This window comes from Microbacterium sp. SCN 71-21 (assembly GCF_001725695.1).
Taxonomy (GTDB): Bacteria; Actinomycetota; Actinomycetes; order Actinomycetales; family Microbacteriaceae; genus Microbacterium; species Microbacterium ginsengisoli.
The window spans coordinates 19,426-32,670 of record NZ_MEGA01000002.1; the positions used below are offsets into that span (position 1 = coordinate 19,426).

The following is a 13,245-nucleotide window of genomic DNA, read 5'->3' on the forward strand; positions in this document are numbered from 1 at the left end:
TCGGCAAGCCTAGGCCTGCCGAGGACCGACCCCATGGAGGGGGTGTTCAGGGAGTGGTCGCGCTAGGTGTCGGGGTGGACGCGCCGACGATCGTCGCCTCCACCTGGGGCGCCTGCGGCGTGGTCTGCTGCGTCTGCCCGGTCCCACCGCTGCAGGTCGCCGTGTAGGTGACTCCGACGCGGTTGCCGGATGCACCGGTGACCTGAATCTGCGCGGTGGTCGTGTTCGCGTCGACCGTGAGCGTCTGAGTTCCGTTCGCGAACACCGCGTTCTGGACGATCTGCACCGTGTAGCTGGAGACCGACCCCGTGCCGCTCGGGCACGTGTAGGCGCTCCACTTCACCGTGACGGTGCTTCCCGCCGGGACCTGCGTCACCGGCGCACCGGCGATCTCATACGTCACGCCTGCGGACGGGGCCGGGAGCGACTGCACCGCGCCGTAACAGGTGATCGTGATCGTGGATCCGGCCGGCACGTTGCCACTGCTCGGCGACGTCGATGCGACCGTGTTCACCTTGTCGCTCGACGGTGCTGCCGGCGGGTTCGCCCCGGTCGCGGGGGTGAGGCCGGCACTCGTGGCCTTCGAGAAGGCCTCGGTGCAGGTCATTCCGACGAGGTTGAGGCTCGCAATGCTCACCGGGGTGGCCGACTCGGACGGCGTCGGGCTGTTCGACGGGGTCGAACTCGACACGCTCGGCGTCGAGGGCGGCGCCGAATCGCCCCGGTTCGCGAACAGGGCGATCAACGTGCCGCCGAGGACGATCACCAGCAGGGCGATGAGCGCGATCAGGGGCCATGTCCACGGGCTGCGCTTGCGCTTCTGCTCCGTGGCTGCCACCGGAGCCGCCGCGAGCAGCTGCGTCGCCGCTGCCGTCGCAGGCGATGTGCCCAGCAGCTGGGTGGCGGCATCGGTCGCGAGGAAACCACCGGCGATCGCCGGCACGGCCGCCGCCGCCGCGGCGACGTCCCCGCGACGCAGCGCGGTCGCCGCGCGGGCCACCGTCGCCGCAGAGCCGGGGCGGTCCTCCGGCTTCTTGGCGATCATCGCCATGACGAAGTTCTGCACCGGCTCGGCAACCGTCGGAGGCAGCGGCGGCGGCTGCTCGTTGATCTGCGCCATCGCGATCGCGACCTGCGACTCGCCCGTGAACGGGCGCTTTCCGGCGAGACTCTCGTAGGCCACGATGCCGAGCGAATAGATGTCGGTCGACGGGGTCGCGGGGTGACCCGACGCCTGCTCGGGCGAGAGGTACTGCACCGTGCCCATGACCTGACCGGTCGCGGTCAGCGGCACCTGGTCGGCGATCCGCGCGATGCCGAAGTCGGTGATCTTCACCCGGCCGTCCGGCGTGATGAGGAGGTTGCCGGGCTTGATGTCGCGGTGCACGAGACCGGCGGCATGAGCCGCCTGCAACGCGGACGCCGTCTGCGCGACGATGTCGAGCGTCTTGTCCGTTGAGAGCGACCCCTCGCGCTCGAGGATCGTGGAGAGCGCCTCACCGGGCACGAGCTCCATCACGAGGAACGCGCTGCCGTTCTCCTCGCCGTAGTCGAAGACGCTCGCGATGCCCTCGTGGTTCACGAGTGCGGCATGGCGCGCTTCCGCGCGGAACCGCTCGAGGAACCCGGGGTCCCCCATGTACTCGTCCTTGAGGATCTTGATCGCGACCGTGCGGCCGATCACATGGTCGGTCGCCTCCCAGACCTCGCCCATGCCGCCGATGGCGATCCTGGACTCGAGCTCGTAGCGTCCCCCGAACATCGCACCCTGCGTAGGTCTCATTTGCCCAGCACCGCCTCCATGACCTTCTTTGCGATGGGCGCCGCGAGCGAATTGCCGCTGCCCGATTGTCCTCGTCCCCCGCCGTTCTCGACGACCACGGCGACGGCCACCTTCGGGTTCTCTGCGGGCGCGAAGCCGGTGAACCACAGCGTGTACGGGTCGGTGGGACCGTTCTGCGCCGTGCCGGTCTTACCGCCCACACTGACGCCGTCTATTCTTGCATTCGTCGCGATTCCGCTGCTGACGTTGGCGACCATCATCTGCACCATCTCCGCATCCAATGTCGAGTCGAGTGCCTGTCCGAACTGCTCGTTGCCGAAGGTCTGCTGGACCGACAGGTCGGACCCGATCACCTGGTCCACCATGCGCGGCTTCATCACGACGCCACCGTTCGCGATGCCCGCCGACACCATCGCCATCTGCAGCGGGGTCGCGCGCACATCGCCCTGGCCGAAGCCGCTCAGGGCGGCGCGCGTGTCGCTGAGGTTGCTCGGGTAGACCGAGGCGGTGCTGGTGATCGGCAGATCGAAGCTCGTGTTGAAGCCGTACTTCTCGGCCTCCTTGCGGATGGTCTCGCCGCCGAGCTGCGCGGCGAGCTCCGCCATCGGGATGTTGCAGCTCAGCCGGAGGGCGTCGGCGATCGAGACCTGGTCGCCCGGACCGCAGGTGCCTCCGGTGTCGTTGCTGATCGAGGTCGAGGTGCCCGGCAGCGTGTAGCTGGCGACGTTGGGGAGCAGGGACTGCGGCGTGTAGTTTCCCGTGGCGAGAGCGGCGGACGCCGTGACGAGCTTGAACGTCGAGCCGGGCGGGTTGAGGTTGCCGCCGATCGCCCGGTTGTAGAGCGGGTTCGCCGCCTGTGCGACGAGTTGTTCGTAGGTCGTGTTCACCTGGGTCGCGTCGTGGCCGGCCAGCGAGTTGGTGTCGTAGCTGGGGCTCGTGACCATCGCCAGGATGCGCCCGGTCGAGGGTTCGATCGCGACCACAGCGCCCTGCAGGGACCCGAGCGCGTCGTAGGCGGCCTTCTGCACGCTCGCGTCGAGGGTGAGCACCACGTTCGATCCGCGCGCGGGCTTGCCGGAGATGATCTGCTCGAGACGCGCGAGGAACTGCGACCCGCCGGTCCCGCTCAGGTCCTGGTTCATCGCGTTCTCGATGCCCGTCGATGACCCGAGCACGGGGTTGAAGTATCCGGTCACCGGAGCCCACATCTGCGGATCGACATACTGGCGCTGCCAGCTGTAAACATCGCTCGACGGCACCGATGAGGCGATGGCCGTGCCGCTTGCGATGATCGCCCCGCGCTCGATCGAGTAGGAGTCGTAGAGGCTGCGGCGGTCGGCGGGATTCGCCGCGAGGTTCTGGGCCTGCGCGACCTGGATGATGCTCGTCGAGCCGAAGAGAACGAGGAACATGGCGAGCAGCACGATGCTGATGCGCCGGAGCTCTTTGGTCATCGTGCCTCCCCCCGGATGCCGGTGGCGAACGCGATCACGCGTGCGGGACGGGTCATCCGATCACCGCCCGCGGCTGGCGACGCACGGCGTCGGAGATGCGCAGCAGGATGGCGACGATCAGCCAGTTGGCGACGAGGGACGAACCTCCCGCGGCGAGGAAGGGCGTGGTGAGGCCGGTGAGGGGGATGACACGTGTCACGCCGCCGACCATGATGAACACCTGCAGCGCGATCGTGATTGACAGGCCGGTCGCGAGGAGCTTTCCGAAGTCGTCCTGGCCGGCGATGCCGACCCGCAGGCCGCGGCTGATGAAGACCATGTAGAGACAGAGAATCGCGAAGGCTCCGACGAGCCCGAGCTCCTCGGCGAGGCTCGGGAAGATGTAATCGCTCTGCGCGAGCGGCGTGATCTGAGGGCGCCCCTGACCGAGACCGGTGCCCAGCAGGCCGCCGTGGGCCATTCCGAAGATGCCCTGCGCGAGCTGGTAGCTGCTGTTGTTGATGAGTGACGGGTCGAACGCGTGCAGCCAGTTCGTGAACCGGGCACCGACGTAGGGCAGTACCTGGGCGGCGGCCACGGCGACTCCGGCTGCCATCGCGACGCCGAGCAGCACCCAGCCGGTCTTGCCCGTCGCGACATAGAGCATGCCGACGAACATGCCGAAGATGAGCAGGCCGCTGCCGAGGTCGTGCTGGGCGACGATGATGCCCACCGAGATCACCCAGACCACGAGGAGCGGGCCGAGATCGCGCGCGCGCGGCCACGTGATGCCGAGGAAGCGCTTGCCCACCGACGACAGGCTCTCGCGTGTGCGCACGAGGTAGCCGGCGAAGAAGATCGCGAGGGCGATCTTCGCGAGCTCGCCCGGCTGGAAGGAGAAGATGCCGAGGTTCACCCAGACGGCGGCGTTCGCGTTGATGGCGAGGCCGGGGATCAGGGGGAGGACGAGCAGAAGCACACCGACGAAGCCGAACACGTACGTGAAGCGGAACAGCACGCGGTAGTTGCGCAGGAACACCACGATGAGGATGGAGCCCGCGATGGCGATCGCCGCCCATGCCAGCTGGCGGGTGGAGTAGGCCGCCCACCCGGTGTAGCGGAACGCGATGTCGATGCGGTAGATCTCGGCGATGCCGAGCCCGGTGAGGAGGGTCGCGATCGGCAGCACGAACGGGTCGGCGTTGGGTGCCCGGAACCGCAGCACGACGTGCAGACCGAGCGCGAGCAGGGTGAGCCCGCCGGAGTAGGTGAGGATCGTGACATCCACCTGACCGAGTGCGCCGAGCTGCACGAGCACGATCGCGGCTGCGGAGATGAGGCACGCGAAGATCAGCAGCCCCAGCTCCCGGTTGCGCAGGGTCTGCGGCGAGCGGATGCGGCGCAGGGCGCGCAGCACCGCGGTGTCGGCCTGGATCGGCGCGTCGGCCGGGGTGGTCGTCATCCGCCGGATCCCTTCTGGGGAGTGATGCGCTCCACGATGCTCTGCGCCTCGGCGAGGGAGCCGGCGGAGATCGTCGCCGTCACCGTGGCACGGTCGAACGGCGCGAGGGAGTCGAGCGTGATGCCGGTGTCCTGGTAGAGCTCGGACAGGTGGATAGGTCCGATATTCGCCTGGATGCCGCGGTAGATCACCACCGTGTCGTTGTCGGCGCCGACGTAGTAGCGCGTCTGCGTCCAGGCGTACGCGCCCGCGAGCGCGGCCGCGATGAGCGCGATGACGATGACCAGACCCACGATCCAGGAGATCCGCCGGCGTCGCGCGCGCCGCCGGTCCTCTTCGATGAGCTCTTCGAGGAACTGCGGCTGCGGCTCGAAGTGCGTCGGCTCGTTCGCGGCCTGCCGCACCGGGTGCAGCCAGGACGATCGGCCGGGACGGGCGGCGGTGACGACGACGCCCGTCGGGTTCGAGGCGGAGCCCACGATCGTCGGCGTGCCGGAGAAGACCGGATGCTGCCCCCCGACGTCGACGATGACGATGGTCACGTTGTCGGGGGCACCCGCGTCGAGGGCCTGCTTGAGGAGCATGTCGGCGGTGCGGGCGGGTGCGTGGCCCGCCGCGAGCGCCTTCGCCGTGTGCGTGTCGTCGACGACGCCGGAGAGCCCGTCGGAGCACAGCAGCCACCGGTCGCCCGGGCGGGTGGGCATGATGAACGAGTCGACCTCGGGGTCGGGGTCCATGTCGCCGAGCACCCGCATCAGCACCGAGCGGCGCGGGTGGTAGCGCGCCTCCTCCGGCGTGATCCGCCCGGAGTCCACCAGACGCTGCACGAAGGTGTGGTCGGTCGTGATCTGGGTGAGCGCGCCGTCGCGGAAGAGATAGATGCGCGAGTCGCCGATGTGGGCGATCACGGCATAGTCGTCGACCATCACGATCGCACTGACGGTGGTGCCCATGCCGGCGAGCTCCGGGCGGGTGGCGACCGTGTCGATCAGGTCGGTCGCCGTCTCATGGATCGTCTCCTGCAGCGCGCGCTCGGCGTCGAGCGACGAGCCGAACGGGCGGTCGAGCTCCTCGAGCCGGTCGACCGCGATGCTCGACGCGACATCCCCGCCGGCATGGCCGCCCATCCCGTCGGCGACGACGAACAGGTTCGACCCGGCGTAGCCGGAGTCCTGGTTGTTCGATCGCACCTTGCCGGTGTGCGAGAGCGCTGTGCTCGATCCCTGGAAGACCATCGGGCGCGATCAGTCCCGCAGCTCGAAGGTCGTGGCGCCCACCTTGATCGGCGCGCCGAGCAGAACCGGCACGGGTGAGCTGACGCGGTCGCCGTCGTGCCACGTGCCGTTGGTCGAGTCGAGGTCCTGGATCATCCACTGCTCGCCCCACAGCAGCAGGCGTGCGTGGTGGCTCGAGGTGTAGTCGTCGCGGATGACGAGACCGGACTCGCTGGAGCGCCCGATCGTCAGTGGCTCGGTGCCGAGCGTCAGCTCGAGTCCGGCCTTGGGCCCGCTCGTGATCACGATGCGATGGGCGTTCTCGGATGTCGCCTTCCCGCCCTTCTTCGCCGAGGCGCGGGCCGCGGAGGTGGGCGAGGTCGCGAGGGTCGGTCCGGTGCCGGCGACGAGGGGGGCGGCGGTCGCCGCGGTGGCGGCGGCGGCGGGGGCGGCCGCACGCACCGGCCCGGATGCGGCCCCGGCGTCGGGGAGTTTGCGCACTCGTACGCCGAACAGGTCGGCGCGCAGCGAGTAGATGACGGCGAACACGAAGAACCACAGGATCAGCAGGAAGCCGATCCGCAGCAGCAGAAGTGTGAGCTCGCTCACATCGCTCATGACAGCGGACTCCCCCAGTTGTCGCCGCGTACATCGAACGCGCGCGTCGTATCGTCGGCCGCCGCGGGTGCCGGGCGCCGGGGCGCCTCGGTCGATGCGATCACGCGGAAGACGAGGTTGGTGTTGCCGATCGAGATGGTGGCGTCGCTCGGCAGTGCCGCCTCGGAGATCTTGCGGCCGGCGAGCTTCGTGCCGTTCGTCGACCCGAGGTCGCGCACCATGGCGCGTTCGCCGTCCCACAGGATCTCGGCGTGCGTGCGGCTGGCTCCCGCGTCGGAGATCGTGATGTCGGCATCCGATCCACGGCCGATGACCGTGCGGGCACCGGCGATCGGGTATCGGCGACCCGCGACATCCACGACCGCCTGCCAGGAGACGCGACCCTCGGCGATCTGCGACTCGACCCGCAGTGTGCCGGTGGAGAGGCGGTCGTCGGAGACGAGCGAGATCGTCAGCGCGGACGGAAGCGTGTAGCCCTGCGTGCGGGCGTGGGTCGTGATGACCTCGCGCAGCTCCGCCTGCAGCGGGGTGCCGAGCGCACTCATGCGCTCCTCGTCGGACGTGGCCAGATGCACGACGAAGGCGTTCGGAGCCAGGATGCGCTCACGCGAGACGATCGCGGCCTTCTTGTCCATGTCGCTGCGCAACGCCGACGCGATGTCGACGGGCTCGATACCGCTGCGAAAGGTCTTCGCGAAGGCGCCGTTGACGGCGCGCTCGAGACCTTTCTCGAAGCTGTCTAGTAGTCCCACGTGACTCCTCAGGCAGGCCGACGGGTTGCTTCATCGTAGTTGCACACCCTGGAGGAGCCGTGAACAACGCGTCCCGACGTGCGTGCCGGCCGCGGCCCCGTGGTATCCTCGGGAGGTTGAGTGGGCGGATGCCTCGGCATCCTCTCCGAACGCGCGAGTGGCGGAATAGGCAGACGCGCTGGCTTCAGGTGCCAGTGCCCGAAAGGGCGTGGGGGTTCAACTCCCCCCTCGCGCACAGCACAATGACGAAGGCCCCCGGGATGACCGGGGGCCTTCGTCATTGAGGTCACTGGGCGGCGTAGCCGCCGTCGACCAGGTGGTAGGAGCCGGTCACGAAGCTGGCGGCGTCGCTCGAGAGGAAGGCGACGATCGCGGCGACCTCCTCGGGGGTGCCGAGACGGCCGAGCGCGTGCTTGGCGGCGAGGGCGTCCTTGGTGGCCTGGTCGAGGTTCTTGTCGAGCAGCGGGGTGGCGATGAACCCCGGGCCGACCGCGTTGACGCGCACCTTCTGCGCGCCGTACTCGAGGGCGGCGTTCTTGGTGAGGCCGATGAGGCCGTGCTTCGCGGTCACGTAGGCCGACGAGAAGGGGATGCCGACGGAGCCGAGCACCGAGGCCATGTTGACGATCGAGCCGCCCCCGTTGGCTGCCATGGCGACGACCTGCGCGCGCACGCCGTAGAACACGGCGTTGAGGTTGACCTCGATGACCTTCTGCCAGCTGTCGAGGGGGTACTCCCCTACGGGGGCCGCGGCGCCGCCGATCCCGGCGTTGTTGACGGCGATGCGCAGCGGCGCGAGGGCGTTGGCGCGCTGGATCGACTCGTCGATCCACGCGGTGTCGCTCACGTCGCCGACGAAGGCGCTCGCGGTGCCGCCCGCGGCGGTGATCTCGTCGACGACGGATGCCGCGGCATTCGCGTTGATGTCGGTGACCAGCACGCTCGCGCCGCTCGCCGCCAGGGTGTGCGCCACGGCGCGACCGATCCCCGACCCCGCTCCCGTCACGATCGCCGAACGTTCTGCGACGTCGTACACAGCCATGTCGATTCCTTTCCTCATCCGGCGTGACCGTGATGAGGCGGCGCCGGCCGATGGCGGCGGCGCGGGTGCGCCTGCCGTAGGGCAGCCTGAAAGGTTGTCCTTGTTCGACAACTGTCGAAGACCATCGTGCATTCCCGGACAGTCAGACTGGGCGTTGCTTATGCGCTTGCCGCAAGATCGACGCGGGCACCCCCACGCGCCGCCGCCGCCGCGTAACGTAACGACTCGCATCCCTCGTGCCCCCAGCGGAGGGATCCACAAGAGCCCCCTCCTGATCCCCCAGCCGGGAGGGGGCTCTTCTCTGTCTTGGCGCGAACTCGCAGCCCTTTTCCGGTGGGGCGCACAGCCCGGCGACGACGTCGAACCGACGTCGCGCAGCTCATCGATTTCTCACGGCTCACCCGCTATGCGCGGCAGTTTCGAGGTCATTAGAGTGAACGCTGTCACGCATGGCGTGGCATATCCGGGGGGATCCGTCGACGCCCGGGCCTTGAGTTCACTCGGCCCGGGCGTCGTATGGGTTAAGGGCCCGCTCGGGCGCTCAGGCGGGGTCCTCCCACGCAACGGTTGCGTTAACGATCTGCGATCGCCCTCGCCCCGAGCCGTGATGCCCGCTAGCGTGAAGCGAACACCGGTGCACTGGGCGCCGGTTGCAGTAGAGAACGGCAGTTCATGAGCACGACGGGTACGGTCAAGTGGTTCAACTCGGAGAAGGGTTTCGGTTTCATCGCTCCTGATGAGGGCGGCGCCGACGTCTTCGCGCACTACTCGGCCATTCAGGGAAACGGATACCGCTCGCTCGAAGAGAACCAGCGGGTCGAGTTCGAGGTCGAACAGGGTCCCAAGGGACTGCAGGCGGCGAGCATTCGCGCGCTCTGACCGAAGCGTTCGAGGGGACGGGATGCCGCGGCATCCCGTCCCCTCGTCATGTTCGGGCTCAGCCGGCGCGCACGACGTCCACCCCCGCCGCCGCGAGCTGACGCAGCGTCGCGGTCGGCAGGAACGCGCGCACGAGGGCGAGACCGATGCGGGTGAGGTCGCTCTCGTCGCGGTAGAGCAGGTAGAGCGGCTCGTGGCGGGGATGGAACTTCTGCTTGAAGCGTTGCAGAGAGCGGAATCCGTAGACGGGCTCGAGCGATTCGGCCAGCCGGTCGCCCAGCGCGGCGAGGCCGCCGGCCTCCTGCGGGAGATCGTGGGCCAGCGGCGCACCCGACAGTGACATGAACTCGGCGCCCTCCGCCTCGAACTGCTGCGCGGAGGATCCGATGAGGAACTCCATCACCGAGGGGAAGCCGCCCTCGCGGCGGCGCATGAGGTCGAGCGTCCACCCGCGAACCACACCCTGAGCGCCGTACACCGGCAGCCAGGACAAGAAGCCGTCGACATCGCCCGACGGCGTCACGGCCAGGGCGATCCGCACCTCCGGATCGGCGGCCTCGATGAGGCTGCCGAGGGTGAAGCCCATCTCGGGCAGGTCCTTGTCGCCGAGCCATTCCTCGGAGATCGCACGGATCTGCTGGCGCACGCCCCAGGACTCGTGCACGAGGTGCGTCATGCGGAACTCCACCTGCTCGCGGTCGGCGCGGTTGAGGGACGTGCGCACCGAGTTCCACTTCTTGCCCGTGAACTGCAGCCCCGGAAGATCGACGATCGTGTCGGCGGCGACCACCAGGCTCCTCCACGTGGACGGGAGCAGCGCGCGCGTCGACTCGCTCGCGCTGAAGAAGCACGGCACGAGCCCGGCGTGCTCCGCACCGTCGACGAACGCGTCGACCACACCCGGGGCGTCGCTCGGCGGGCCGAACGGATCGCCGAGCGCCAGGGCCACTCCGTTGCGCCGCTGGTAGGTGAGCATCCCGCCCGTCGCCGTCCGCACCGTCGAGTTGGCGTCCCACGTGGCCATCCATGACAGAGTGCCGCCGCCGTCACGATGAAGGGCGCGTCGCACCTCCGCCCGCGTGGGCGGAGGCAGGGCCGACAGGCGGGTGCCGCGCCCCGCGCGGAACGCACGCCGCTCGATGAGCAGGTAGACGAGGAGCAACGCCCACAGCACCCCGCTCACGATCGTCAGGGCGGGATCGCCGGAGATCGCGTCCGTCACCTCGCTCCACCCGACCAGTTCGGCGCCGATGAGCACGAAGACCACGGCGAGGATGTTGCCGCCCGCGAAGACCGCGGCGACCCACCACGTCCAGCGCCGGCCGCGCAGCAGGCCGCGAGCGATCAGCACGATCACCACGACGTCGACCGTCACATCGAGGATCGGACCGGGGTCCGGCGTCGTACTGCCGAACATGCCCGCTGTCGGCACCACGAGAACGATGATCTCGAGCGCCCCGAGCGCCAGGACGGCGACGAAGGCGATGAAGCGCTTCTCGCGCAGCGACGCCTTGCGCAGGCGCAGCGACCGGTCGACGATCAGCACGCCGATGACCGACACGGCGTGCTCGAGATCGCCGAGGTTGCCCCAGAAGACCATCGTCACACCGACGAAGGCGAGCAGCACGAGCCAGGCGCGCACCCGCCAGGGCGGGCGGAAGAGCCCGACGGCTGCCGCGATGCACGCCATCGTGCCGCCCGAGGGGCCGACGTCGAGGTGATGCGACTGCGCCACGGCCCACGGCCACCCGGTCATCGCGAGCAGCCACACGATGAGAGCCGCGACCAGCACGGTGCCGATCTGGCCGATGACGAAGTATCGGGTCGCGACCTTCCACCCGCGGTGGAACTCGAGGTACGCCATGCCGGCGAAGCTCACGATCACGACCGGGTAGAGGATCGGCGAGTGCACGAGCAGTGCACCGGTGAGGGGCGTCCACCAGTGCCCCTCGAGGAGCGAGGGCAGGCCGTAGGCCAGGTAGCGCCAGGCATGGTTCTCGCGCAGCGGGAACCAGAGCGCGGCGCTCACGAGTCCGGCCACGAGCACCAGACCGAGGGTGATGAGCGTCGCCGGGATGCGCGCGACGACGGTGATCACCGGATGCCTCGTCGGCGCCGCCGCATCCGTCATGTCGGCCAGCCTACCGACCGGGTCGCCGGTCGACGAGGGGTTCAGGCGGCCGGCAGCACGAGTGCGCGCAGCGCCTCGATGTCAGCCGCCTCGGCGACCGCGCCCTCGGCCTCGCCCGGGCTGCTGAAGCCCCAGTCGACGAAGATCACGGGCACGCCGCGCTCGGTGCCGCCCTCGACGTCGTGGTGGCGGTCGCCGATGAGCACGGGACGCGAGACGTCGATACCCTGGGCCTCGAGGCGGCGGAGGGCCTCGGCGACGATGTCGGCCTTGCGGCCGAGCGTGCGCTCATCGGCGGTGGCACCGGTGATCGAGGCGAACAGCGGCGCGAGCCCGAAGTGCTCGAGGATCGCCTTCACCTGCACCTCGGGCTTGGAGCTCGCCGTGGCCTGCGGCACGCCGCGGTCGTGCAGCTCGTGGATGAGGTCGGCGACCCCCGGGTACAGCCGCACGTCGGTGGTGTAGCCGTCGGCCTTGCCGAGCTCGCGGTAGTGCGCGACGGCCTTCTCTGCCTCCTCCGGGCTCAGGTGCGCCTGCGTCTGGAAGGACTCGAACATCGGCGGGCCGATCCAGTGGGTGAGCTCCGCCTCAGTGGGGGCGGGCAGCCCGAGACGCTCGAGCGAGATCGTCAGCCGACGGAGGATTCCGACCGAGGCGTCGACGATCGTGCCGTCGACGTCCCAGAGGACGCAGGTGTAGGGGAGGGACACCCCTTAACGGTAGTCGTCGCCGACGGCACGGGATGCCGCGGCATCCGGTCGTCAGAAGAGCCGGGGTGCGCCCGACTCGACGCCCTTCATGCCGTCGTAGTCGAGGGTCACGCAGCGGATCCCGCGGTCGCCGGCGAGCACCCGCGCCTGCGGCTTGATCTCCTGCGCGGCGAAGACGCCGGTGACCGGCGCGAGGTGGGGGTCGCGACCCAGGAGCTCCAGGTAGCGGGTGAGCTGCTCGACGCCGTCGATGTCGCCGCGGCGCTTCACCTCGACGGCGATCGTGCCGCCCTCGGGGTTGCGCAGCAGCAGGTCGACCGGGCCGATCGCAGTGGGGAACTCGCGCCGCACCAGGGTGAGTCCCTCGCCGATCACGTCGACCTGCTCGGCGAGCAGGCGCTGCAGGTCGGCCTCGACGCCGTCCTTCTGCAGGCCCGGGTCGATGCCGAGCTCGTGGGACGAGTCGTGCAGCACCTCGTAGAGCTTCACGACGAGCGCGTCGCCGGACTTCTGGTGGGTCACGCGCCACTGCTCTATGACACCGGATGCCGCGGCATCCTCATCGACCTCTTCGACCGCGAGCGTGCACGGCGGGCTCATCCAGTTGAGCGGCTTGTAGCTGCCGCCGTCGGAGTGCACGAGCAGCGAGCCGTCGCCCTTGTGTACGAGGAGCCGGGTGGCCAGCGGCAGATGGGCGTTGAGGCGCCCCGAGTAGTCCACGGAGCAGCGGGCGATGACGAGACGCACCCGACCACGGTACCGGCGCCCGCCCCACCCCGGCGACGCCGTTGACGCGCTCGCCGCCGCGCGCGACGATCGGGCCATGAGCATCTTCGTGAACTTCCCCGTCGCGGACGTCGCACGCTCCGCCGCCTTCTACTCGACGCTCGGCTGGAGCGCCGTCGCCGAGTTCACCAACGAGAACGCCGCCTGCTTTCGCATCGACGGCGACACGCACATCATGGCCATCAGCCGCAGCTTCTACGAGAGCCTCGGCGGCACCGAGGAGCTCGTGGGCGGGCCAGGCACCCCGTCGCCGGTGACGGTCGCCTTCAGCGTGCCGACGCGCGACGCCGTCGACGCGCTCGCCGTCGCCGCCGAGTCCGCCGGGGGCCGCCTCGGCGACACCGACGAGTACGGCTTCATGTACCAGCGGCAGTTCGACGACCCCGACGGCTACCACTTCTCGCCGTTCTGGGCCGACCCCGACGCCGGCTGAGC

Annotated in this window: 12 protein-coding genes and 1 tRNA gene; 3 read left to right on the forward strand and 10 right to left on the reverse strand. The window is 69.5% G+C overall.

The features are described 5' to 3' along the window. Positions 1–46: 46 nt before the first annotated feature. Genes ABT08_RS00445 through ABT08_RS00470 form a run of 6 tightly spaced genes read right to left on the reverse strand, consistent with a single transcriptional unit; the run spans position 47 to position 7,262 of the window. On the reverse strand, positions 47–1,783 hold the full coding sequence (locus ABT08_RS00445; protein WP_056519622.1) for a protein kinase domain-containing protein: 1,737 nt from the start codon (positions 1,781–1,783) through the stop codon (positions 47–49). Then, positions 1,780–3,237 (reverse strand): peptidoglycan D,D-transpeptidase FtsI family protein, encoded by a 1,458-nt coding sequence (locus ABT08_RS00450; protein ID WP_056519625.1) that lies wholly within the window; start codon positions 3,235–3,237, stop codon positions 1,780–1,782. The genes ABT08_RS00445 and ABT08_RS00450 overlap by 4 nt, the downstream gene beginning before the upstream one ends. Before the next feature lie 52 nt (positions 3,238–3,289). Continuing rightward, entirely contained in the window at positions 3,290–4,678 is a 1,389-nt protein-coding gene (locus ABT08_RS00455; protein ID WP_045247928.1) for an FtsW/RodA/SpoVE family cell cycle protein, read from the reverse strand. After that, positions 4,675–5,913: a Stp1/IreP family PP2C-type Ser/Thr phosphatase gene (locus tag ABT08_RS00460; protein ID WP_045247929.1), complete on the reverse strand. Its 1,239-nt coding sequence runs from the start codon at positions 5,911–5,913 to the stop codon at positions 4,675–4,677. The genes ABT08_RS00455 and ABT08_RS00460 overlap by 4 nt, the downstream gene beginning before the upstream one ends. Positions 5,914–5,922: 9 nt before the next feature. Further along, complete coding sequence (locus tag ABT08_RS00465) at positions 5,923–6,501, reverse strand: FHA domain-containing protein FhaB/FipA (protein WP_056206302.1); 579 nt, start codon at positions 6,499–6,501, stop codon at positions 5,923–5,925. Between the two features lie 5 nt (positions 6,502–6,506). After that, on the reverse strand, positions 6,507–7,262 hold the full coding sequence (locus tag ABT08_RS00470) for an FHA domain-containing protein (protein WP_056206161.1): 756 nt from the start codon (positions 7,260–7,262) through the stop codon (positions 6,507–6,509). 151 nt (positions 7,263–7,413) lie between these two features. On the opposite strand from ABT08_RS00470, the gene ABT08_RS00475 reads away from it, so the two are divergent. Further along, positions 7,414–7,497, forward strand: a tRNA-Leu gene (locus ABT08_RS00475). A 51-nt stretch (positions 7,498–7,548) separates the two neighbouring features. Here ABT08_RS00475 and ABT08_RS00480 read toward each other — a convergent pair. Further along, positions 7,549–8,304, reverse strand: coding sequence for an SDR family NAD(P)-dependent oxidoreductase (locus ABT08_RS00480; protein ID WP_056519627.1), 756 nt, complete (start codon positions 8,302–8,304; stop codon positions 7,549–7,551). A gap of 672 nt (positions 8,305–8,976) precedes the next feature. Between ABT08_RS00480 and ABT08_RS00485 the strand changes: the two genes are divergently transcribed. After that, positions 8,977–9,183: a cold-shock protein gene (locus ABT08_RS00485; RefSeq protein ID WP_045247932.1), complete on the forward strand. Its 207-nt coding sequence runs from the start codon at positions 8,977–8,979 to the stop codon at positions 9,181–9,183. Between the two features lie 58 nt (positions 9,184–9,241). Here ABT08_RS00485 and ABT08_RS00490 read toward each other — a convergent pair whose 3' ends face one another. Genes ABT08_RS00490 through nucS form a run of 3 tightly spaced genes read right to left on the reverse strand, consistent with a single transcriptional unit; the run spans position 9,242 to position 12,771 of the window. Next, complete coding sequence (locus ABT08_RS00490) at positions 9,242–11,314, reverse strand: bifunctional lysylphosphatidylglycerol flippase/synthetase MprF (RefSeq protein ID WP_288113655.1); 2,073 nt, start codon at positions 11,312–11,314, stop codon at positions 9,242–9,244. 41 nt (positions 11,315–11,355) lie between these two features. Then, complete coding sequence (locus ABT08_RS00495; protein ID WP_045247934.1) at positions 11,356–12,024, reverse strand: HAD hydrolase-like protein; 669 nt, start codon at positions 12,022–12,024, stop codon at positions 11,356–11,358. Between the two features lie 51 nt (positions 12,025–12,075). Next, complete coding sequence (gene nucS, locus ABT08_RS00500; protein WP_045248013.1) at positions 12,076–12,771, reverse strand: endonuclease NucS; 696 nt, start codon at positions 12,769–12,771, stop codon at positions 12,076–12,078. 76 nt (positions 12,772–12,847) lie between these two features. Between nucS and ABT08_RS00505 the strand changes: the two genes are divergently transcribed. Continuing rightward, positions 12,848–13,243: a VOC family protein gene (locus tag ABT08_RS00505; RefSeq protein ID WP_056519633.1), complete on the forward strand. Its 396-nt coding sequence runs from the start codon at positions 12,848–12,850 to the stop codon at positions 13,241–13,243. Positions 13,244–13,245: the final 2 nt, after the last annotated feature.